This window comes from Candidatus Zixiibacteriota bacterium (assembly GCA_019038695.1).
Classification (GTDB): domain Bacteria; phylum Zixibacteria; class MSB-5A5; order GN15; family FEB-12; genus B120-G9.
In genome coordinates, this window is the sequence record JAHOYZ010000028.1 from 1 (window position 1) to 22,975 (window position 22,975).

The 22,975-nt window shown below is 48.2% G+C and carries 23 protein-coding genes; 11 read left to right on the forward strand and 12 right to left on the reverse strand.

What is annotated here, in order from left to right; translation table 11 throughout:
- Positions 1-46: 46 nt before the first annotated feature.
- Genes KOO62_10025 through KOO62_10060 form a run of 8 tightly spaced genes read left to right on the forward strand, consistent with a single transcriptional unit; the run spans position 47 to position 7,715 of the window.
- Positions 47-1,513 carry a (Fe-S)-binding protein gene (locus KOO62_10025; GenBank protein ID MBU8934330.1) on the forward strand — a complete coding sequence of 489 codons (1,467 nt, stop codon included), beginning with the start codon at positions 47-49 and terminating at the stop codon, positions 1,511-1,513.
- Positions 1,514-1,516: 3 nt separating this feature from the next.
- Positions 1,517-2,221: a respiratory nitrate reductase subunit gamma gene (locus tag KOO62_10030; GenBank protein ID MBU8934331.1), complete on the forward strand. Its 705-nt coding sequence runs from the start codon at positions 1,517-1,519 to the stop codon at positions 2,219-2,221.
- A complete protein-coding gene (locus KOO62_10035; protein ID MBU8934332.1) occupies positions 2,218-2,976 on the forward strand; it encodes a 4Fe-4S dicluster domain-containing protein in 759 nt (252 codons plus the stop codon). Before KOO62_10030 ends, KOO62_10035 begins: the two co-directional genes overlap by 4 nt.
- Before the next feature lie 3 nt (positions 2,977-2,979).
- The gene (gene hybB, locus KOO62_10040; protein ID MBU8934333.1) at positions 2,980-4,869 is read left to right on the forward strand and encodes a Ni/Fe-hydrogenase cytochrome b subunit; all 1,890 of its coding nucleotides are present in this window, start codon (positions 2,980-2,982) and stop codon (positions 4,867-4,869) included.
- On the forward strand, positions 4,859-5,275 hold the full coding sequence (locus KOO62_10045; protein ID MBU8934334.1) for a response regulator: 417 nt from the start codon (positions 4,859-4,861) through the stop codon (positions 5,273-5,275). Before hybB ends, KOO62_10045 begins: the two co-directional genes overlap by 11 nt.
- On the forward strand, positions 5,272-6,762 hold the full coding sequence (locus KOO62_10050) for a PAS domain-containing protein (GenBank protein MBU8934335.1): 1,491 nt from the start codon (positions 5,272-5,274) through the stop codon (positions 6,760-6,762). The genes KOO62_10045 and KOO62_10050 overlap by 4 nt, the downstream gene beginning before the upstream one ends.
- A 9-nt stretch (positions 6,763-6,771) precedes the next feature.
- Positions 6,772-7,287, forward strand: a complete 516-nt coding sequence (locus KOO62_10055) for a response regulator (GenBank protein ID MBU8934336.1) — start codon at positions 6,772-6,774, stop codon at positions 7,285-7,287.
- A 50-nt stretch (positions 7,288-7,337) separates the two neighbouring features.
- Entirely contained in the window at positions 7,338-7,715 is a 378-nt protein-coding gene (locus KOO62_10060; GenBank protein MBU8934337.1) for a response regulator, read from the forward strand.
- Positions 7,716-7,819: 104 nt separating this feature from the next.
- Here the strand turns inward: KOO62_10060 and KOO62_10065 are convergent, their stop codons facing one another.
- The 4 genes from KOO62_10065 to KOO62_10080 form a co-directional block, all read right to left on the reverse strand.
- Entirely contained in the window at positions 7,820-8,008 is a 189-nt protein-coding gene (locus KOO62_10065) for a DUF2892 domain-containing protein (GenBank protein ID MBU8934338.1), read from the reverse strand.
- Positions 8,009-8,098: 90 nt separating this feature from the next.
- A complete protein-coding gene (locus KOO62_10070; GenBank protein MBU8934339.1) occupies positions 8,099-9,361 on the reverse strand; it encodes a hypothetical protein in 1,263 nt (420 codons plus the stop codon).
- A 13-nt stretch (positions 9,362-9,374) separates the two neighbouring features.
- Positions 9,375-10,178: an outer membrane lipoprotein-sorting protein gene (locus KOO62_10075; protein ID MBU8934340.1), complete on the reverse strand. Its 804-nt coding sequence runs from the start codon at positions 10,176-10,178 to the stop codon at positions 9,375-9,377.
- Positions 10,179-10,219: 41 nt separating this feature from the next.
- Positions 10,220-12,568 (reverse strand): MMPL family transporter, encoded by a 2,349-nt coding sequence (locus KOO62_10080; protein ID MBU8934341.1) that lies wholly within the window; start codon positions 12,566-12,568, stop codon positions 10,220-10,222.
- 286 nt (positions 12,569-12,854) lie between these two features.
- On the opposite strand from KOO62_10080, the gene KOO62_10085 reads away from it, so the two are divergent.
- Complete coding sequence (locus KOO62_10085) at positions 12,855-14,018, forward strand: Fic family protein (protein MBU8934342.1); 1,164 nt, start codon at positions 12,855-12,857, stop codon at positions 14,016-14,018.
- 12 nt (positions 14,019-14,030) lie between these two features.
- On the opposite strand, the gene KOO62_10090 is transcribed toward KOO62_10085, so the two are convergent.
- From KOO62_10090 to KOO62_10105, 4 genes are all read right to left on the reverse strand, one after another.
- Complete coding sequence (locus KOO62_10090; protein MBU8934343.1) at positions 14,031-14,282, reverse strand: zf-HC2 domain-containing protein; 252 nt, start codon at positions 14,280-14,282, stop codon at positions 14,031-14,033.
- On the reverse strand, positions 14,263-14,865 hold the full coding sequence (locus tag KOO62_10095) for a sigma-70 family RNA polymerase sigma factor (GenBank protein ID MBU8934344.1): 603 nt from the start codon (positions 14,863-14,865) through the stop codon (positions 14,263-14,265). Before KOO62_10095 ends, KOO62_10090 begins: the two co-directional genes overlap by 20 nt.
- 332 nt (positions 14,866-15,197) lie before the next feature.
- Positions 15,198-15,911, reverse strand: coding sequence for a fibrobacter succinogenes major paralogous domain-containing protein (locus tag KOO62_10100; protein ID MBU8934345.1), 714 nt, complete (start codon positions 15,909-15,911; stop codon positions 15,198-15,200).
- A gap of 419 nt (positions 15,912-16,330) precedes the next feature.
- Complete coding sequence (locus KOO62_10105; GenBank protein MBU8934346.1) at positions 16,331-17,383, reverse strand: 4Fe-4S binding protein; 1,053 nt, start codon at positions 17,381-17,383, stop codon at positions 16,331-16,333.
- 729 nt (positions 17,384-18,112) lie between these two features.
- Here KOO62_10105 and KOO62_10110 point away from each other — a divergent pair.
- Together KOO62_10110 and KOO62_10115 are read left to right on the forward strand one after the other, a co-directional pair.
- A complete protein-coding gene (locus tag KOO62_10110; protein ID MBU8934347.1) occupies positions 18,113-18,772 on the forward strand; it encodes a hypothetical protein in 660 nt (219 codons plus the stop codon).
- Positions 18,773-19,219: 447 nt separating this feature from the next.
- A complete protein-coding gene (locus KOO62_10115; protein MBU8934348.1) occupies positions 19,220-19,867 on the forward strand; it encodes an HAD-IB family phosphatase in 648 nt (215 codons plus the stop codon).
- Positions 19,868-19,977: 110 nt separating this feature from the next.
- Here KOO62_10115 and KOO62_10120 read toward each other — a convergent pair whose 3' ends face one another.
- The 4 genes from KOO62_10120 to KOO62_10135 all read right to left on the reverse strand — a co-directional run bounded on the left by KOO62_10120 (position 19,978) and on the right by KOO62_10135 (position 22,821).
- The gene (locus KOO62_10120) at positions 19,978-20,421 is read right to left on the reverse strand and encodes a hypothetical protein (GenBank protein MBU8934349.1); all 444 of its coding nucleotides are present in this window, start codon (positions 20,419-20,421) and stop codon (positions 19,978-19,980) included.
- A 473-nt stretch (positions 20,422-20,894) separates the two neighbouring features.
- Positions 20,895-21,746, reverse strand: coding sequence for a bifunctional methionine sulfoxide reductase B/A protein (locus tag KOO62_10125; protein MBU8934350.1), 852 nt, complete (start codon positions 21,744-21,746; stop codon positions 20,895-20,897).
- 329 nt (positions 21,747-22,075) lie between these two features.
- On the reverse strand, positions 22,076-22,417 hold the full coding sequence (locus tag KOO62_10130; protein MBU8934351.1) for an STAS domain-containing protein: 342 nt from the start codon (positions 22,415-22,417) through the stop codon (positions 22,076-22,078).
- 71 nt (positions 22,418-22,488) lie between these two features.
- Positions 22,489-22,821 carry a hypothetical protein gene (locus KOO62_10135; protein ID MBU8934352.1) on the reverse strand — a complete coding sequence of 111 codons (333 nt, stop codon included), beginning with the start codon at positions 22,819-22,821 and terminating at the stop codon, positions 22,489-22,491.
- Positions 22,822-22,975 lie beyond the last annotated feature (154 nt).

Below are 22,975 nucleotides of genomic sequence, written 5' to 3' on the forward strand. Positions count from 1 at the left end.
CTTGCCCTATGATGTGGCAACGACAACGGCTAGGACTGTAGATTAGATGAGCACAGGACAGATCACTGCGGAGGAGAGACAAAAGGCCTTCGTATCCACCAGAAAACCAGAGGTGATTGAGAAGCAAAAACTCGACGTGCGCTATCACATTGAGGATTTCGATATCAACGATCGCCCGCGTCAGTTTCTTGAGGCCTTTGCCGCGATACTGAAACATTCCAACTACCGCATGGCCCTTGATCACTTCATCAGAGTGAGTGCCAAGTGTTCCCGATGCGCCACCACTTGTCAAGTCTATCAGGCGACCGGTGACCTCAAGGACATCCCTTGTTATCGGTCAGAATTGTTACTGAGTGTCTACCGCAGGCATTTCACTATGGGGGGAATACTGCGCGGACGTGTCACCGGTTCGGGGTATCTTACAGATGAGAAGATTCAGGAGATGGCCGAGAGCTTCTACAACTGCACCGCCTGTCGTCGATGTGTCAACGATTGCCCATCCGGTATCGATCACGGACTTGTCACCCACCTGGGGAGATACATTCTGAGCGAGATTGGGATTGCTCCCCGTGCTCTGGTGGTCAGCACCCGCGAGCAACTAGAGGGAACATCCGGCAATACATCGGCGATACCGGTTCCGGCACTGGTTGATACGCTGGAGTTCCTTTCGGAAGACATGCTTGAGGAGAAGAGCGTCGATATCAAGTTCCCATTGGATGTCGAGGGAGCCGACTATGTGTTCTTTCCGGCCGTATCAGATTTCCTGATGGAAGCGGAAACGCTTATGGGGATCGCGGCTGTTTTTACGGCCACAGGTGACTCATGGACCACTGGCACTGGCTATTTCGACGGTATCAACTACGGTCTTTTCTATAGTGATCGTATTCTTGAGCGCGTAGTTAAGAAGATCGATGTTGAGACAAAACGCCTCAAAGGAAAAACGGTACTGATCGGTGAATGCGGTCACGCCTCCCGATCCGCCAAGTTATTCCTGCCTACCTATTGCGGTGGTGAAGATGCTTTTCCAGTGATCAATATCATGGAATATACACACAGAGTATGGAAAGAGGGCAAACTCAAGCTTGATCCCAACGGGATCACTGAGAAGGTAACGTATCATGATCCATGCAATATCGCCCGTCAGGGCTGGATTATCGACGAACCGCGTGAACTTCTTAAAGCCTTCTGCCCGAACTTCGTCGAAATGACACCCAAAGGCGAAGACAATATCTGTTGCGGTGGTGGTGGTGGCACAGTGTCACTCGATGAGATACGCGCCTATCGTACTACGATTGGTGGGAAACTCAAGGCCGATCAGATCAGGGCGACCGGTTGCAAATACCTGGTAGCTCCATGTGCCAATTGCAAGAAACAGCTCAAGGAGCTGGTGGAAGACCAGGAGATTGATTGCGAAGTCGTGGGACTTCATGACTTGATCTACAAAGCGATTATTTTCGATGACTCGCTTATAGTAGCGATCCCTGAAGATGACAACAGTGAGGAGGACAAATAGATTATGGATGCCTTCCTGGATTTTGCGCGAGGCCCATTGTTTCGAGTGAGTCTGGCCGTGATGTTGCTCGGCCTTCTTCGAATCCTCGCGCTGGATATTTTCGGTGCGGTTGAAGCTTATCGCAAGGCCGGTGACAAAACCCTGCCCTGGAGGTTTATTGTTCGGCGTACCTTGATGTGGCTTGTTCCTGTTAACCGCGTCTTCACCAGACGACCAGCGTACAGTTTGTTCTCAATACTGTTTCACGTTGGCCTTTTGCTGGTGCCAATATTTCTGTATGCTCACGTGGAACTCTGGCGTGGCGTTATTGGCTTCGGCTGGTGGACCTTACCCAAAGAGTGGGCTGACTGGCTTACAATATCGACCATAGTGTTCGCTCTGGCGCTGTTTGTTGGCCGAGTGGGTAGCGTTGCATCGAGGTTCATCAGTCGCAAGCAGGATTACCTGTGGCCATTGGTACTGGTTATCCCGTTTGTCAGCGGCTACATCTGTGCCAATTTGAATGTTGGTCCGGCAACTTATCAGATATCTATGCTTGTGCATATATTATCAGCAGAGGTGATATTCATACTGCTGCCATTTACGAAGCTGGCCCATTGTATACTGACTCCTCTCTCTCAGGTTATCTCCAATGTGGCCTGGAAATTTCCCGCCGGTACCGATGATGATGTTTGCACGACCCTGAACAAGAAAGGAGCACCGGTATGAGTTCCGCAATTCTGACCGATGTAACCAAGTGCATCGGCTGCCGGGAATGCGTAGCCGCTTGCAAAACGGTTAACGGACTTGCTCAGGATGTACCTCGTGAGTGGCACAAAAACGATGGTCTCTCATCGAGGAATTGGACATCAATTGTTCAGAAACCGGACAAGCAGTTTATTCGCAAACAGTGCCGTCACTGTATCGAGCCAGCTTGCGCCTCGGTCTGTCCGGTTGGGGCATTGCACCAGACGCCGGAAGGGATCGTTGTCTACGAGAAGGACAAGTGCCTTGGCTGTCGTTACTGTATGATGGCCTGTCCGTACGGCATCCCACGCTACGACTGGGACGAACCAGTACCGTATGTTCAGAAGTGCATTATGTGCTATGATCGGGTCAAGAAGGGACAACAACCTGGTTGCACAGAAGTCTGCCCTACGCAGGCAACGATCTTTGGTGATCGCGACAAGTTGATTGCCGAAGCTCATAGACGGATAAAAGAACACCCCGGCCAATATATTGACCGAGTATGGGGTGAACACGAGTTTGGTGGTACATCTGTTTTGTATATCTCGGACATTGATCTGAGCTTCCTTACCTATGGTTCCGAGACCAGTACTACACCACTGCCGAAGACAACTGAATTGGCTATGAAATCAGTTCCGTATGCGTTCGCCGGAATGGGGGGCGTGATGTACGGGCTCAATTGGATAATCAAACGCCGCATGAAACTTGGCGAAAATCAGAATGAGGACAAGGATTGATCTATGAATAGAGTGCAGAATACAAAAACTGTCCTTTGGACTCTGTTAGGTCTGGCGGCGGCTGTTGGTGTGACCAGGTTTGTCTTTGGACTGGGAGTCACGACCAATCTTACCGACGCTACCCCCTGGGGAGTCTGGATTGGCTTTGATGTCATGGCTGGCGTTGCTCTGGCTGGCGGTGGTTTTGTAATGACAGCCATGTTCTATATATTCAAACGTGAGCAGTATCACGACCTCGTCAAGCCAGCAGTGTTGACAGCTTTTCTTGGATATATAGCGGTCGTTGGTGGACTACTTGTTGATCTGGGCCTGCCATGGAATATCTGGCACATGATAATCTATTGGAATCCGCATTCACCGCTCTTTGAAGTTGGCTGGTGTGTGATGCTGTACTCCACTGTGTTGGCTCTGGAGTTCAGTCCTGTACCGCTGGAGGAGTTCAGCCGGTATGCCAGGATTCGTAGTGTTCTGATGAAAGTGCGGTTCCCGTTGGTCCTGGTGGGCATAATGCTCTCGACGTTGCATCAATCATCGCTTGGATCGCTGTTTCTGATCATGCCCCAGAAAATGCACGCTCTGTGGTACTCGGCAATAATGCCGGTACAATTTTTTGTTTCAGCAGTAGCTCTGGGGTTGATGATGGTGTCGCTGGAGAGTCTGGCATCGCACTGGCTGTATCGCCGCAAACCGGACACCAAAAGAGTCGCCGGTCTTGCAAAAGCAGCTATCTGGGTACTGGCGGTCTACCTCATTGTGAAGCTGGGAGATATTGCCCTGGCTGGCGAATGGGGTATGATGTTTGATGGTTCCTGGGAGAGTAATCTGTTCGTGACCGAGTTACTCTTATCGACCATCATTCCGATAGTTTTATTCTCAATTCCCCGCATCCGCTTGAGTGCAGGCGGACAATGGGTAGGATCATTCCTGGTCGTGTTCGGGATGATTTTCAATCGCATGAATGTGGGTGGGTTGTCCATGCTCAGCACCACCGGAGATTCCTACGTTCCCTCGTGGATGGAGATTGCAGTCAGTCTGGGAGTTGTGTCGGCAGCTGCGTTGGCTTTCCTATTTGCTGTCGAGAGGTTCCATATCTGGGACAAACGCCCCAGACATCCTGAAAGCGATCCCCACACCGAACCTGTCTTTGACTATTCATCTCGGGTCTGGTTGGGCACTCCTCTTGTTGCCGCACGCACAAAGTACTCACTTGCGTTTATACTGGCTTTCGCTCTCGGGTTTGCATTTATGCCCGGAGATGAAATTCAGAGTAAGGGCGTGAAGATGATCCCTGCTCAGCGTGCTCTGGGTGGAGATACACTGTTCGTCGATGGTAATCACAACTCCTTTGGAACCATGTTCAATCATGCCCGGCATGTCGATAGTCTTGGCAGCAAGGAGTCATGTGTGAAATGCCATCACATGAACATACCCAAAGATAAGCAGAGCGCGTGCTCCGACTGCCACCGAAACATGTATGCGACGACTGACGTTTTCCGTCATGATTGGCACGGTGACCATGATGGAGCAAACATTAGCTGCTATGTTTGCCATCAGCCCGAAATGGAAAAACAGAAATCTTCAGCTATGAAGTGCCGGGACTGTCATAGTGATCTCTATGCAGATAGTGCCGCCGATACGTTAGACACCTATCTGGCATCGTCGTATGTCGATGCCATGCACAAGCAGTGTATGGCCTGTCATCAGCTGGCTGGCGCGAAGGACTCTACCAAAGCGACCCTGACACTATGCGTGACTTGCCATACCGGAGCCCAGCCGGATTACCTTCAAGTGAAAATGATCGAGGTTCTCAGCCCACACAGTGGCGAGAATGTCATCATGCCGGATATTACTCTTGAGACCGCCATGAAGCAGGAGGAACAGGTTGGGCGCTAACGTACTCATAGTTGATGACGAACCTGATGTGGCCAAGTACCTGGCCATGATTCTGCGTGCCAACGGCTTCTCCCCGACGGTGGCCAATAGTGCCGAGGAAGGTTATGAGATGGTGAGCGACTTGAAGCCTGACCTTATCTGTCTTGATATTATGATGCCTCGAGAGTCTGGAGTCTCGATGTATCAGAAACTCCGAGAGAGTAAGGACACTCAGACCATTCCGGTACTTTTCATAAGTGGTGCCGAGCAGGAAGATAAGTTTGATTTTCGAGCCTATCTGCCGAATGAATCGATTCCCGAACCGGATGGCTATCTTGAGAAACCGGTTGATATTGACAAGTATCTGGCAAAGGTCCGACAACTCACCGGCTCCAATCCATCTGAAGGGGGGCAACCCGACCGATGAAGCGAAAAGAACGAGTCGATCAGCCACGACGCCTGAAGGATATGGTCTATAAGGCACTGTTTAATGAAGTGCCATTTTGTGTGGCCGTGATTGATCGCAAGTACAATGTCGTTGAAGCCAACGAGGCTTTTGAGAGAAACTTTGGCGATTGGCGCGGTAAGAAATGCTATGCCGTCTACAAGAAGCTCCATCGCCCCTGCGACGAATGCCCTTCAGACAGTGTCTTTGATAATGGTAAAGTCGTTGTGGCGGATGCAGTAGGGGTCGACAAAAACGGTAAGTCGACGCACTATGTAGGGCATGTAGCACCGCTTCGCAAAACCGAAGACGGCCCGATTGATTATGTTCTTGAGATGACAAGAACTGTCACCGGTACCAAAAGCTGGCAACAGGAGTACCAGGTCCTCTTTGATCGGGTTCCCTGCTACATTGCGGTTATTGACAAAGACTACCGGATCGCCCGAGCCAACGAAGCTTTCAGGAGAAGCTTCGGTGATGTGGTTAATCGTCACTGTTATGAAGTTTACAAGCGTCGTACTTCGAAGTGTCCAAACTGTCCGGCCGAAAAAACATTCCGGGATGGAAAAGTACACCGCTCCAATCAGGTTGGAATGGGCAAGCGTGGACAGGATATTCATTACGCAGTCACTGCTTCTGCTCTGGCACGATCGGGTGAAGACATCGCTCACGTCATAGAAATATCAACTGATGTAACGGCTCTGAAGAAACTCGAACACGATGTAATCGAAGCCGAGCGGTTGGGAGCCGTGGGTCAGACTGTCGCCGGTCTCGCGCACAGCATCAAGAACATCTTAATGGGACTTGAGGGCGGTAAGTATATCGTGAGTCTGGGGCTGAAGAAGAATGACAGTGAGATGATTACCGAGGGATGGGAGATGTTGGAGCGAAACTTCGACAAGACAACAAGTCTCGTGAAGGACTTCCTGAGTTTCTCAAAGGGCCGTCTGCCCGAACTTAGAATGATCAAACCAGCCGATCTGATCCATGATATTGTCGATCTTTACAAGGATATCGCTGCCCAGTCAGGCATTGAACTAAAGGTTGATTTGCCACGCAGTGTCAGAAAGGCCCCGCTTGACCCGGATGGCATACACACTTGCCTGACGAATCTTGTTTCCAATGCCATCGATGCTTGCCAGATGGGTGAACAAAAGGGAACCGAGGTGATAATCCGGCTTACTGAAGAAAAAGGCACACTCGTGTTCGAAGTGTCTGACAATGGCAGTGGAATTGACTATGATGTCAAGAAGAAGATATTTACAACCTTTTTTACGACCAAAGGTGGAGAAGGAACTGGCTTGGGACTACTGACTACACGAAAAATAGTTCAGGAGCACGGTGGTAAGATTGTTGTAAAATCTGAGCCTGACAAGGGTGCTCGTTTCCGGATGGAATTTCCGCGGAAAAGGCTGGTGACATTGTATGAGGATTCAAGTAAATCAGAGAATTCGGAACGGAGTAGATAGGAGAGCAGTATGACAGACAGGGCCAATAAAATGATCCTGGTCGTTGACGATGAAGCCGACGTTCGCAAATTCCTCAAAGCAGCACTGATCGAAGCCGGGTTCGATGTAGAAACTGCTTCGGATGGCTTTGAGGCTCTGAAGCAGGTCAAGAAAAACATACCGGACCTGATCTCGCTGGACCTGGTGATGCCCAAAAAGTCCGGTGCCAGATTCTACCATGATCTGAGTAGAAACCCGAAATGGGCAAATATCCCAATCATCATTGTCACCGGCCATGCACGAGACGAATCAGGTCGATCGGATCTCAAGGAGCTGACCATGTCGGGCCCGGGAATCTATCTTGAGAAACCGGTCAAGCCGGACAACTACATAGCGGCCGTCAAGAACATACTTGGGATGGATACTTCAGCAGAAGAAAAAATTGCCGCTGAACAAGTGGAGATCCAGAACAAGTTGAAAAACATTATTGACGATGCTGACCCCGAAACCCTACGCAAATTCAAGGAATTACTCGGTGGTAAATGAAGAAAATTGCAGATGACGATATTAACAGCTCTCTAACGGAGGTTTAAGATATGTCAACCAAGAAGATTCTGGTCGTTGACGATGAGCCTGACATTGTCAAATGGCTTACCGTTTTATTCGAGAATAGTGGCTACATCGTGATTCAGGCTATTGACGGCAACGAGGGACTCACGAAGGCCCAGGAGGAGAAACCTGATCTCATCACTCTTGACATCTCTATGCCCAATGAGTCGGGTATCAAGATGTATCGAAGTTTGTGTGATTCGGATTCACTCAAAGCGATTCCGGTCGTCATGTTGACCGGTGTCTCCCGGGAATTCGAGAGATTCATCTCCTCAAGGAAGCAGGTCCCGGCACCAGCCGCATATTTCGAGAAGCCTGTCAAGGATCATGAACTACTTGATAAGATCAAGGAGCTCATCAACTGAATCAGTGCGACGTCTTCGACAGCCTCGTGGTGAAGAACGGACAGGCCAACACGATATTGACAATCAATGATGCTTGTGGGCAGGCTGCCAGCCTGTCCGTCTTGTCACTTGCTGTAGAATAGCTTCTTGATGAATATCTCCGCCGGACAGAACCTGGTGAGCGACGATTGCACCAGATTAAACCCGACAAATGCTGCCAGCAATAACCAATAGGGTGAGACAAAGAAGTATAAGATTAATGAGGCTGTAATCATACTACCGGCCAGGAGTCTGATTGAATTTTCAATTGTCATTTCTCTATCCTCCAGTCCATCGAGCCAAGCCGAGAATATTCGGTTCCAAGTCGAACATCCTCATTTTGGTTCCAGAAAACCACGCACGATCTAGAAGCCATACGTGACCTTCACATAAGCATTATCATTCCTTTGAAACTGGCCGAACTCGGTCGCTTCATGGTTGCCGTCAAAGAAGTTACCACCTGCGGTCAGAGTCAATTCGTCACTATATTTGTATCTGGCTGAAAATCTCGCATATCCGTCTTCGTCAGTCGGCGAGTAGAATACAAAAGCAGACAAGGTCAGCAGTTCGTCCATCAGTAGTTTGGTGATACGGGAGGTCACCATATGACGTACTTCATCACGTACATACATCCCGTTAACCTCATTCTGGCCGCTATAAATGTCGTGATCAATCATATACTCAGCCAGCCACTGGGCGTTGATGGTCAGATTGGAAGCTACTTGTCGCTCAAAACCGATCATACCCGAAGCCTGCGAATTCGGCATCAGCGGATCATCTCCATCCTCGTCATCACGGGAGTCATAATAACCGCCTTCCACCCAGAGTATGCCGCCGGCAAGTGGTCCACGGATTGATGCGCCGTAGATATTCAACCGCGGATAGAGCGGAATCGGGACCGGTATCGCCTCAATCATAACAATCTCCGCGCCCATCGGATTCTTATAAAATCCCTTGTAGAAATAGAGCGCAGTATTGAACGATCCGAACATCCGGCTGAACCTTGCCGCAAACTCGCCATTTTCGAACTTACTCTCCGGTACGGGTACAATAAACTCGTTACCGTCGCCAACGATCTGCTCGCCGTTGAAGTAGCTCAGCTTCCTTCCGGTCGGCAAACGGTTAGGTGTGAAACGAGGTGTCCACGCCAGCGAGAAATCGCCGAGACCAAGATAGGCGTCGATACGCATGGCATCCTGGGGAGCTTTTAGATATTGATCATCGCGCCCCACAAAAAACGATTGATAGTCCTTGGCAAAAACATCGTTGATGAAAATTAGATCACCGGTTCCCCACGTGAGAATCTGGCGACCCAGCTTAACATCGACCTTTTGCCCCAACCGGAACTTAGTGTATCCCTCGCGAAGCTCCCACTCGTAAGTGCTCATATCGGCGCCGTCATAGATAAAGTCAAGCCTTCCGAAAAACTCCGCTCCATCACCAAAGTGTTCGGCCCGCATCTGTAATCTCGTTTCCGAGGCGGTCATCTCGGTTGTGGTCGGATTGGTTTCATCGAGTCGTGCGCCCTGGAGATTCTGGAGAAATCCATCTATGTATACATCCGCCTGAGCGGTGGCTGCTGAAATTACCAGCAGCCCTATTACACCCAATTTGATTAGATTATTCATGGCATCACCTCAGCTACTTGATATACTTGCGGGGTGGGTTTTTCAGGTATCGTTCCGTGAAGATCGACTGATCCATCCCAACATTGTACTCGATGTTGTCAAATGCGATAACTGTTTTACCGCCCTTCTTCAGATTCTCAATGGAACGAACCGTCATAGTGAGAATCCCATCAACTTCTTCGATCTTCTCGGCTCGGAAGAGCCGAATTGGTCTGTCTTTCTTGCTAAAATATCGTTCCATCAGCGGCAGGTAGTTTTTCTGGTCAACGTAGGACATCTTGCGCGCAAAGCCTTTGTAGCTATCCTTTGGAACCGACTCGATAATCCACACCGGTGCATCGTCAATAGTGGAATCTCCAAGAAGCTTGTGCTCATCCTCGCTCCAATGCCGACCGGAGACATCCTCGTAGCTGAAATGGGACCCGACAAAACTTGAGTTCTTATCGTCGGCTGAAAGTGGTTTGATCAGATCGACCGAGGGAACATAGATCCAGCGTAGGTCATTGCCGTCCGGAATCTTGTGGACCATGAAAGTTAGGCGCGAAATATCCGACGGTTTCTTGAAATAGGTATAGTACTTCTGCTTGCCGCCTTCTTCCTCGTCCATACGCAGCATAATGAATTCTTTGACCCGCTCCTTACCGCGCTTGTCGGTGATGGTCATCGTCACCGTAGCTGCGCCGTCATCGGCAGCGTAGTAGTAGGTCAGATGCGATTGCTTCATTATTTCGATAGCATCTTCCTGGGCTAATGCACTTCCGCTAGCAACAACGATGGCCACCAGGATCAGGGTCAGATTGGCTAATAATGTCTTCATTTCTCACTCCTTGTCTTTCATATCTAATGTTTCTTTTTTACTTACTTGTTGGCTGTGATCTTGGGTTCAGCGTGGCCGGACTTGGTAGTCTTCGTCATCACCGGCAGCAGAACGTTGCCGAAAATTCGGGTGATGGCCGGCAGTAGCAACAACGTTACCAATCCCGAGACAACCATGATAGCCAGGAAGAATGATCCCACTGTTATATAGGGCACCAGGGTAGAGAATATCATCGGGATAAAGCCGATCGCAATTACGAGCACGTTGCGGCTGATCGCCTTGCCGGTCCCTTTGAATATCTCGTCAAATGATTCTTTAAAGTTGTTGGTCTTTTTGTGAATCATGCGTAGGCGCTGGATAAAGTGGATGGCAAAATCCACCGACAGTCCCAGTGTTAACGAACTTAGTATCGCCACCGGCATGTCATACGGCTTACCGATGTAGCCAATAAAGGCGTAGATGGCCATGATGGTGATGGTCAATGGCAACATTGAGATGAATCCCCAGCGAAATGAGCGGAACAAGAGGATCATCATTATAAACACTACGATAAACGAACTCAGAAGCGACTTTCTCATACCGGTAACCATCTCGTGTTGCCAGATGATGTTGATATATGGCAACCCGGCCCAGTGGACAGTGATGCCGGCTGGTGGTTTGTGGGTGGCCATGAAGTCATCGGCCCGCTCGACTACCCGCGACACGGCGACGTTGTCGCCCGCCTTCAACTGTACCCAGAGGTTGGCCTTGTCATATGATGGGGTGACAAATTTGAAGAGGTCTTCCGGATCACCACCTGACATCTCAAAGAGAAACAGCATCTGAGCAATTTCAGTCTGGTTGTCAGGTAGAAAAGCCTTGGATGAGTCGGCTCCAAAAAGCTCATAACGAACTTTCTTGACAATATCAGGCAGACCGGAAACACCTCCGACGATTTCATCCTTCTCCAGTTCGCGCTGGAGTGCTTCCATGTACTGCTGAACCTCGGGTGCCTTGACCGCATCGTCCTCGGTGCCTTCGACCACCAGGTAGTTCATATAGGTCCCGGCCAGATGCTGGTTCATCACGGTGTCGGCCACACGGATAGGGTGTGATTTCTTGAACCACTTGACCGGGTTGTCATTCACCACGATCAGTGACAGTCCGACGGCTGATACGACGATCAAAGCCAGGGCAGTGAAGACAATCGATTTACTGTTGTTATAAGACAAATTGTGAAAAACACGCATAATCCATGACAAAATACCACCGCTGTCGTCTTCCCGGCCAAAGTCCCTGAGAGCCTTATCCGGTATAAGAATGGCAATGGCCGGATTGAGCGTTATCGACAGGAACCAGGCCACGATAATACCAAAGGCGACGAATATCCCAAACACCTGCACGGGAGGGATCGGCGTCAAAGCCAGAGAGATGAATCCGGCAATGGTCGTCGCAGAAGTAAATAACATCGGCAGGAACAACTCCTCGATGGAGTGCCGGATAGTAGTAGCCTTGTGTTTGTACTTTTTATAGTGGTCGTGAAATTCCGAGATGATATGTATCGAGTTCAACACTGCAATCGGGATCAGGAATATCGGTATCATGGACGACATGATATGAACCGTATTGCCGGTCATAATAAGCAGACCCATCGCCCAGATCACCGACATCAAAGCCACGATCATCGGCGCCAGAATGATTCGTATCTTACGGAAGAACATCAGCAAGAGCAGGAATATGATCGCCATTGCGGCCGGAGCCGAAAAAGCCATCTGCGAAAACATCTCGGCCCCAAACGAGTCCTCCGCCATCGGCAGCCCGGCAATATGAATCTCTTCGTCGCCGCCATATTTTTCCGTGATAACCTGAATCTCTCCCGCAATACGACGGGACATATCTTTGGATTCGATGGGGATCATGATCGCCACCGCTTTGCCGTCCTCGGAGGCGAGCTTGCCCTTGAAAATCGGGTTGTCATTTATGCGGGCAAGAATGTAGTCAGCTTCCTGTTGCGTCTTGATCTCATCTTCCATCAGGGGAGCGACTATTAATGAACCATCTTCTCCCTGCTTGATATCATCGACCGTTGAGGGAGCCATAATATCATCGGCGACGACCCCCTCGATGTCTTCGATTTCCAGCGTAATGTTGTAAACCCGGTTGAGCGTCTGCGGCGTGAAGGCACCTTCTTCATTAATAATGCCCACCGCGATAAAGTCTGACAGACCGAAGTTATCTTTGGTTTCGTGTTCAAAAATCCGAACCGGCTCATCATCTCTGAGCATATTCTCAGGATCAGTATCGATCGTCATATTCGGAAACTGGGCCGCAAAAAAGGCGGTAACAACTACAGCCAGACCGATAACCCACCAGGGGTGATTGATAGAAAAATCTGTAAGTCCTCTCTTCATGGCACTTCCTCCATCCGCTATTATTTGTCTTTCAGAGTTAGATAAGGAAGCGACAGAAATGATTCAGAAAATGGGACCATCGGAGATAAATTTGATCCCCAAATCCCTCTCCGGTCCAGCTTAGGTCTACTGATGAGACTCGAAAGCAAACTAAAGGTAACACATAGACTGAGAAATACGCTGCAACTCTGATTGCATTTCTACTTGCACGTTTTTTTCAAAATGCCTACATTTTGTTAATACGCAATAAGATAGTATTGCATATACACATGCATAAGGAGTTGCAATGCCGCTAAGCAAAGATAAAATTCTCCAATTTGACTTGCTGGATGATGTCGATCTGGATAGAGCCATCGAACTCTTCCGACCAATAAACAGGATCAGTGGTCTATTGACTTTGGTTACTGAAATGCCCTCTTCACCTCGAGTTCCTGCAGTGATTTTCAGGAATGAACTGAAACGGGCAGTTGGCAGTACTACTGCTATTGAGGGAAATACGCTGACCGAGAATGAAATAGCAGCGGCTTTTGAGAAGTCTGACAAGGGCCAAACTCTCAATAGGCTGGAACAGGAGAACCAGAATATTCGCAATGTCTACGAGTTTTTAGTGGACCAAACCAGTGCAGATGGTCCCACTGAGATGAGTGTTGGGTTTCTGCGACAGATGCACACATTCATCACTCGGGACTTGCCGGATCCGTCTAACAAGCCGGGCCAACTTAGGACAGGGCAAGTCCACTTTGGGGTTCCTCTCCTTCCATCTCTCTTTCCAGATCAAGCTGGAGTTGAAACTGCGGTGGACGGATTCGTAAAGTGGTACAATTCCAGTCAACAGGGATTGGGTGGCGATCCGTTCCTAAAGGCCCTGATGTCGCACTACTATATATCCGAGATACACCCTTTCTTCGATGGAAACGGACGAACCGCGCGAGCACTAGAAGCGTACTGCCTATTGACAGAAGCAAGAATGCCTAGCCAGTTTTTCTTTCTCCTGTCAAATTACTGGTATGGTAACAGAGACCAGTACTTACAAGAGCTACGAAATGTGCGGTCCACCGGATCAGTTGCGGAATTCGTCGGATTCGGCCTTACGGGTGTGCAAAAGGAGATGGATTACATCAGAGACAGAATTGTCATAAAGACAAGCCAATTAATGTTCAAGGACTATGTTCACTACCTATATCGTGAGAAGAAGAAACGCCCTCACCGCTTGATCAGACGGATGGTAAACGTATTGGAGTTGCTCGTGGAAGATGAACCCCAACCGCTAAAGAAGTTCATGAGTTCTCCCCCCGTGAGAGCTCTATACTCCGGCGTCGATTCCAGTACTCGTTCTCGCCATCTGAAGAGGCTGCAGGAAAACAACTTGGTCCTGATATCAGGAAAGCGTGGCGCAGAAACCATCGAGGCGAATATTGGCATTCTCAGGGGTGTCGCCTACAATGTCTAATAAATCGGTCCCTTATTTTCTCCCGAACTTCTTTTCCCAGTGTTTTCTCAGGAGACCCGTGAGCTTCTCTTCAAGCGCCTGTGGCAGCTGTTCTTCCACTCCGTCACGGCACAGTTTTACGGTCTGTTTGAGAGTGTCAACCATGATTCGGCAATTTCGGCATTCGCCCAGATGGGCCTGGATTTCGGCGCACAGTTCGGGGGAAACACCGCCGTCGAGATAGTCGTTGAGATTACTTATGTATTCAGGACACTTTCCGGCCATATTCATCCTCAAACGTTTTTGCCAGCCGATCGCGCAACGCCAGCCGCGCTCTCAGAATACGCGACTTGGCCGAAGCATCAGACTGTTTGGTCAACCGGGCAACTTCCTTCACAGACAACTCTTCAACGTACCGTAAAATAAAGGCTTCCCGATACTTGTATGGTAACTCGTTGATAGCCTCGTCGATTATCTTTTTTAACTGCTCTGTTTCCAGTTGTTTATGCGGATCCCTCCAGTCGAACAGGGCTGATTGCTCATGGTTATGACTGCCACTGTCGGTGAGGCCAGGGAGATATTCTTCAATAGGCTTGAGGTCGGCCTGGCTTTTTTGCGCAAACCGGCCACGAGCGAAATTCAATGCAATAGTGTACAGCCAGGTACCGAACGAAGAATCCCCGCGAAACTGATCGATCTTGTCGATGGCTTTCAGCAGTGTATCCTGCATTATATCCTCGGCGTCCTGTTTGTTCTGTGTCAACCGACGAACCATAGCGTACACCTTGCCCTTGTGAGCATCCACCAGGGAAAGAAAGGCCTCAAAATCACCGGCCTTGGCTTTGGTTAACAGTTCCTTCTCACTCATTTGATAGCCAGGATAGGTCATTTGATTCAGGATATGAAGATAAATATTAAGGATGTCCGCTTGACCTTTGTTAAGCCCTCAACTTGAGGATTAGGAGGATACTCTGATGAGGAAAGCGGTGTTGGTTATACGAATTTCGCAACTATCTGCAGTGGGAGGACACCAGGAACCTTCTTGAATCCTACACCGGGTTCTGCTGAGTGCCGGTCGCAACTGGGTGATGGAGAACGCGGCCCAAAGGACATTGCCAGAGCACAAACCGTGGCTTAGATTGCAACACCACTTGTCCGAATTGTCTAAAGACGTACTCGCCGGACCAAACCTGACATTCTTCAATCCTTCACACAGCGCACTGACTTTCCCGCATACGGCCAACTTCCACCTCGAAGGATCTCAGCTGATCTATAACTCAAACTGGTATTGAGCACTGTAGTAGCATTCAGGTAGGATGATGTCCAGAAATATGCCTCCTCTTCCATTCTATCAAAGTGGCCGGCGGGCATACGCTGGCCGCCGGGAAGGGCAGTAAATCCGTACTCATCTGAGGCTCCCGTGTTTGGACTGCGCCAATGGTTTGTCCCACGTTGTTTCAATTTACCACCGGCCGTGTAGTAGTCACCGACAAAACCGATAAGAGTCTGCCATTCACTGTCGGACGCCACATGCCAACCTGCAGGAGCAATTTTGCGGCTATCAACTACCGCATACGAGTTATATATCCTTCCGTATGTGTCGATGATTGTATCACTGTTATTGTAGGAGCAGCAGGCACCGACTCTGGTTTCAAACCAGCCCGTATTGTCGGTGATTACGTTGATCTCATCGCCGTTGCGATAATGAGTCACGCGCAGGTTTTCAGCCATCCACCACTGGTTGCCAATCTTCACCGTGGCATAGACATTTCCATCAAGATCAGTGACACTCCCGGTTTCGATTGTGTTTTCATCACCTGAGTTAGCAGGATTGTCATCGCCACATCCCAAAGCGCAGAGAACCAGGCCGAGTGCTATCAGGATTGTGAAAAGAAAGAACCATGAAGATTTCATGACTCACCTCACGGTTTACCTAAGGTATTCATGTCAACATTAACATAGGCAGCATAGATCATACTGTCAATGTCGATTAGAATCGGCGAGATGCCGTCTGCTGCGAGGGAGATAGAAGAAATTTTGTCGTATATGACGGAAGTACTGCCTATCGACTGTCGTGGCGGGAGCGTAAGGCATTGTTGTATTACGGCTTAATGAAAGCGGGGGTGGTTATGCGAAGCCCGTAATTTTTATAGTGGGAAGCGACCAAACCAAAGGTGTTAATTCAAACAATATTATAATAATGTGAGGGTTACTTACGATATTTGAGTTGCGAATGTAACCATTGGTCAATTGAAGACTGATGCAATAACGATGTCGGTACCGCCCTCGCTGTTGACGTTGCCGCAAATATAAAAGGGCACTTGAACGGATGATTATGCCAACCCGCGGCTTTCGAGGCGTATCTTTTCCCAGGTTGGAAAATCTTTAGGCGGGTGGACTATCTCACTCTCCGGTTTTAGTTTCAATTCGATCGCTTCCTCTGGGCATTCTGTCACGCACAATCCGCATCCGATACATTGTTCACGTATGATAACCGAAACATCATCCTCCGTTTCAATCGCGTTCACCTGGCATCTATCATGACAGGTCTGACAATCGCTGCAATTATCGGAGTCAACAACAGCGTAGTAGTTGGCATAGGCAACCGATTTACTTATGCCCCATTCTGTGATCCCCCGCAAAACGGCGCAACAGCATCCGCAACAATTGCAAATATACCCGATACCGTCAGTGACGTTGCTAACGCAGTGCACCAGTCCGACTTCTTCAGCCTCATCAAGAAGCGCCAAAGCTTCTTCCTGCGATATAGAATCGAATCCCGGCGTTCCGCTCTGTAGATTGAACACCAGACAATTCCTGACAGGAAAATCACATTTTTGTCCCAGATGCGCTTTTTGAACCCGGCAAATACAATCATGATTGGCAAACGACTTCGCTTTCATAAGGATTTTCTTGACGTCATCGTATGGAAGCACCCAATCTCCCGTGACCGCACCCCGCACCGGAATCACGCGATGAAGCGCCGGATCATACTTCATAATTCCTGCCGCTCCGCCGTCCGCGAGGTAATCATCAACCAACTGAGCCAGTTCCTTGTCCATGCTAAATACTTGTGCTTCATAAATCCCTACAACGAACGGAGCCAATCGGAACTTCACATCGTCGGAGCTTCTATCAAGCCACACCAACCCTTTCTGAGCCATTTCTTTTAACGCGGCCGCCACCTCGTCGACAGGAAGTCCGGCTCTATGCGCAATAGCTTTGGTCGGTTCCATTGTCCCGGTTAAACACCCCACCAGCTTTGCTTCTTCCTCCGAAAATATCTTCTGCAGCAATGTAATTTCAACATTGGAAGGAGTCCGCGGAAATCCGTTTGGTAATCTATCCAAAGCCTGCGCCAGTTTTTCATAAATTTCAGTATTCATCCTTTTCCTGTCCTTCTGTATTAGTTCCCACTCATTCGTTCCCACCGGAACCTGCAATTAATGATTGATGCTATAAATAAGGGGAAGTATACCGATTGAATCAAGAATAAATGTAATTAACGGGGGTCCTATGTCTAATGACACTCTTGTGTGGCGAGGATCCGTAAGTTATTGTGTATCAAAATAAGTAACCCCAATATCACTCTCAGAAAACTTTGGTGGAATTCGATTTCGAGGTGAGATACGGCTATTTCATTTTAATCGGAACGAGATGGAAAACAATTAAATAGAGGATTAGAACCCCATATTCGCGTGGCAGCACAAGGAATTACACAATATTTTGACCATATTGTGACCGTTTTCCGGGGTGTATTTCAGCAGTAGCATCTTCTCGGTCACGACATGGTCTTCAGCCTGGAACCTATAGAATTGACGCATATCGAAACAGCTTTACCGGAGGAGTTAGTACCATATCAAACAACAGTATGCGCACCTGCCGGCTCTACCCAGTCGACAAGGGTTGAAGGGATTGGGATAGTCCTGAGTCATAACTGTCCTTTGAATCGTCGCAGGGATGAGGATGTTACTTTGTCCCAGTATAGCGGCAGCAAGCCACTGTCGTTACCCTGATTTACAAATGTAATTCCAAGGATTTATTGACACTGTCATTCCGGTATGCAGAATTGCCACACAAAACCGATGAATAATAGTACATTAGAAGGCAAGAATATGATTAGAAGATTAGCTTTTTTTGTGGCACTGCTGGTGCCCTCTGTTGCAACTACAACCGAACGTATGATTGGCCTTGTCGAGGTCGCTGCTTTCCACGAGATCTCGGGTAAAGATGGACAGGACATACCCAGAGGGCCGGTTGTTTTATATGTAGAGCCAAATATTGACGCGAAGATTGCGGTTGTCGTTCGAGACCATAAGCACTTGGAGTCCCGCGAACACAGCTACGAACAGGTGTCCGCTGTGGTTTACGATCGAACCAGAAATTCGGGTGGAGACTTCTGGTACAAGCTCCGGTACTTTGACGGGGAGAAGGAGATCTTTGGGTGGCTAAGCCAAACCGACGCCGGCAAGTTCCGAAGCTACCCTGATATCGTAGTACGCGATTTGACTTATTTGTCTGCCGATTGGGACAAACGGCTTTTCGAGCGCCCCGACACATCTGCTCCATTCAGACAATTTGAGGAATTGGGAGAATATCCAGACGTGCGCGTGGCCGATGTTAAGTATGTTAACGAGGATGTCTGGTTTCTTGTCGTAGTAGTTGATGGTAATATCTGCACTGGCGGAGGAACTAACATCATTGCAACAGGCTGGGTATTAGCTTACGCAGAGAACGGCTCAGCTACAGTTTGGTACTACTCGCGCGGTTGTTGAAATCGTAAAATATACATTGTTAAAACGAGTAGTAATAATTGAGGATTTCTTACCCTGATCATACTATCCTCATTGTATATTTAGGTTTTAATCATTTGCAGGGCTTTTCGCCGCCTACCCCACGCATGAATATAAGATAACTGGAACGCAAATGCTGGATAAGTTTTCTGAGAGTGAGGTTTGTTGGCTGACAGATGCTATAAGCTAATGAATAAAACGGTACAAAAAGCGGGGCATACGAAACGCGTTCATCAACTGGGTAATTGAAAACATCGAAGCGTGAGACATCACACTCCTGCCATTTAACTTCTTCTTTCGCTATACCCACTTCAAGGTACCGGACCGTAGAAGAAGTGGACAGAAACTATTTGATGATGTATGATACATTGAAAGTTTTAATATCTTGTTTTGATGTCCAGTAGATTCATATAACGAGAATTGTTACCCGTGAAGATAAAAGCTGTATTTTTTGATTTGGATGGAACAATAATTAGGAACACCGATTCTGTTAGATATCTCTGTATACAAAATGATAGATTAAGTGAATTTGAAAAAATAGAATGCCTTGAAGACGATAACAATATTCCGTGGATTGAGGCCGATTATCTTAAGGCAGAACTAATCAAAGGCCTCAGTTTCAGAGATGCAGATGACAAATTCGATGACAATATAGAACTTATTCAGAATCTGGAAATGGTTTTGACATATTTGAAAGAAAAGGGAGTGAAATCGGTACTAATAACAGCAGGGCCAATTCAAGTTGCCAATATCCTCGGGACTAAATTTGATTTCGATGGTATTTATGGCAGTCAGTATGAATTAAAAGACCAGAAATTTACCGGAAAGATCTTATCTCACCTGGGAAGTAAAGGAAAGGTAAATGGTCTTAATGATTTTTGTGCAAATAACAGTATTTGCTTGAACCAGTGTGTTGCAATTGGAGATAGCGAATCAGATATTGATATCTTTAAAAAATGTAGTAAGTCAATCGCCATAAACTATTCCGACGCATTGAAGGGAAAGGCATCTGATTATATTATCACCGATGATCTTTCGGACATTATTGATATTATTGAATCCTGGCTCGCCGAATAAGTAATGTCGAACTGATAATGTGGCTTCAGTATCATGGCGAGGTTGCTGGGATGCATATCGAAACTTTCTGGTAAGTAAGACAGGAGCATCTGGCTCCCGTCATATACTTGTTAGAAAGACCAGTTGACTATAGGAAAGACTGGAAACTGACCTCCCTGCTTGATGATATTCACCAATCCGATCTGCAAACCTTTCATGCTCAAGGCATAGTTGACAAGCCCAAGTTGAAATCCACTGGCGTGGCCAGCGTAGTTCACAACACCCCACTGGAACCCTTCGAAATTACCTTTGGTAATGTTCACCGCAGTGCTCTGCCAGCCCGTGAAGTCGGCGTCAACAAGACCGACAAACCCGAACTGCACACCCTTGGACATGCCCGAAGTAGAATGGCTGACAAGCCCCCAATCCAAGCCCGTGACATACTTATTCCGTCCGTACAGCAAACTGAGTCGAACACCTGATATTGGATTCTCTTCAGGAACGAGTTGAATCGGAGAAAACAACGAAAGCTGGATCGGCTTCTCCTGAGCCAGTACCGGCTGGGCAACAAGAATGAGAGTGAGGATCGCAACCCCGAATAGACTACAGTTTTTCTTAGACAACATATCCTCCTATCTGTTGATTCCCACAATTACTAGGAACTCTAGTGATAAATATACGAAATCCCGTATCCATATTCAAGCTAAAGCAGATTCCACAAGATTGTGCAGCGGTTCAGCCTAATCAGGACACGGTTGACTTGAAGTTAAGCCGTGTCTTGCTAAACAAGTAGAGTAGTTCTTGACAATGAACAGTCAACTGTTTGTTAATGTGTTGTATTGTAGGCTATTACGATAGATGCAGGGTTAACCGTTCAATACCCAGAATTTTTCATCTGAGTTTTCAGATCGATTAGGAATATTGGGAAAAGCGGTGTTGAGGTCACAATCGACAGTATTTTTTGGATGCGATTTTGGCTCCAATAGCCCCGAGTCACATAAACTTTGGCAATGACGTTATTGGTTAGTAGTGGTGTTTTTTACTGAAATCAGAATCGCTTCTGGTAGAAATGGCAGTAGGGCATTTTGCCGGTGTCTTCATAATAATCCTGATGGTATTCCTCGGCCGGCCAGAACTCTCCTGCAGGTACCACCTCGGTAACCACATCGAACCCCTTCTCCTTCAAAATCGTGATAAGCTCCAGAGTCACCTTTTCTTGTTCATCACTGGTTACCAGGACCGCCGACCGATACTGCGGTCCAACATCTAGCCCCTGGCAATTGCTCTGAGTCGGGTCGTGGATTTCAAAAAAGAACCGTGCCAGAGTCTCAAAGGATGTCACCGATGGGTCAAAGGTTATTTCGACAGTCTCCGTATGACCTGTCTGGCCTGCGCAGACTTCGCGGTAGCTCGGGTTCTCCGCCACTCCACCCATGTATCCGACCTCAGTTTCCAGTACCCCTTCCTGCTGGCGCAGCAGATGTTCGATTCCCCAGAAGCAGCCGCCAGCAAAATAAGCCTTCTCCACTCCTCTGGACGTTTCTACGGGAACGAAGACGAGTGAGATGGAATTGACGCAGTGCCTGGTATTTTTAGGAGTGAAACCTTCGCGCAGAAAGACGTGACCCAGGTTTCCTTCACAGCTGACGCAGACAATCTCTGTTCGGTTGCCGTCGGTATCAGGCTGGTGCTTCACTGCTCCGGGTATTTCATCGTCGAAACTCGGCCAACCACAGCCTAATGAGAACTTGTCCTCCGATCGGTACAAAGGTGCATTGCACTGCTGGCAGATATATGTACCGATCTGTTTGTGATCATTGTACTTGCCACTGAACGACACTTCTGTACCCTTATGAACAATGACTCGCTCTTCTTCCAGAGTCAGCTTGTTGTATGTCATAATCTTCTCCTTGCTACCTGCTATATCTTCCGATTCTGCGATTGCATAAGTCAGTAGCGTCATCAGAATCATGAGAATTGCGCCGGAGGTAAATTTTACTCGTCGCCTTATGCTCTTCAAATCATCCATCATGTGATAAAACGGTCTCGGGATACGATTTGTGCCCGGTTTCATCAACCCTTCCCGAGCCACCGGTATTGACATTACGAAACGAAGGCTTTGTAGGTACAACTCAGGGTGAGCTAACGAGAATGGCGGGGTGGACGAGACACGTTCCGCAACTGGGTGATAGAGAATTCGGCAGCGTGATTATGGAGGAAGCAACGTCTCTACATTTCAGTAATCGCTTCCTTGGCCTCGTCCATGCTGTCATAGCAGTCGAATACTTGAATCAAGCGCGTTAATACCAGCAACTCTCGGACACTGTCAATTCTGGCTAAAGCTACATGTCCGCCAGCCCTCTTCACTGAGGTATAACACCCTATCAACATACCGAGACCCTGTGAGTTGGTCCATTCGACATCACCCATATCTATTACAAACTTCCTTGTATTAGATTTGAGGTGGTCGTGGAGTCGGTTTCGACACATCACAGTGTCCTTACCGCCCATAATCTTCCCGGAGATACTGATGACAACAACATCGCCTTCCAATACATCCTTGAATTCCATATAGGGCTCCTTTCACATCAAGTGCGACATCTACCGCCCTTTGGTCCGCCACTTATTATCACTCTCCGCTCCTATGGACACTCAGCTGGTGGTGCACCTCCGCCAAATAGATAAGCGACCAAAGCCGTTAGATCGGCGATATTAATCGTCTCTCCCGCATCACCGTTAACATTAGCTTCGGGAAGGCACTCTGGAGTTGCACCACCTCCGAAGAGGTATGCTACGAGCGCTGTAAGGTCAGCTATGTTAACAGCATCCTCTTGATCATAGTTGACATTGCCGCGAATCGATGGGATGCAGCAACTTGGGGGAAGATTCATGAGTGCCATCAGAGCCCCCCCACCGCTGCCCATGAGGATGTCAACCGTACCATTCCCATCAAGATCGCCGACAGACTGAGACATATCAACAGGGCTGTAACATTACGTCGCATCGTGGCCTCCTGCGGTGAGTATGTAATCTTCCCTACGATGCAGATCGACGGTGTGGTTATTTAAATATAGCGAGAATAGACCAAAAAGTCAATGCGGAAGTGTACAGAACATAGACTAATAAAGT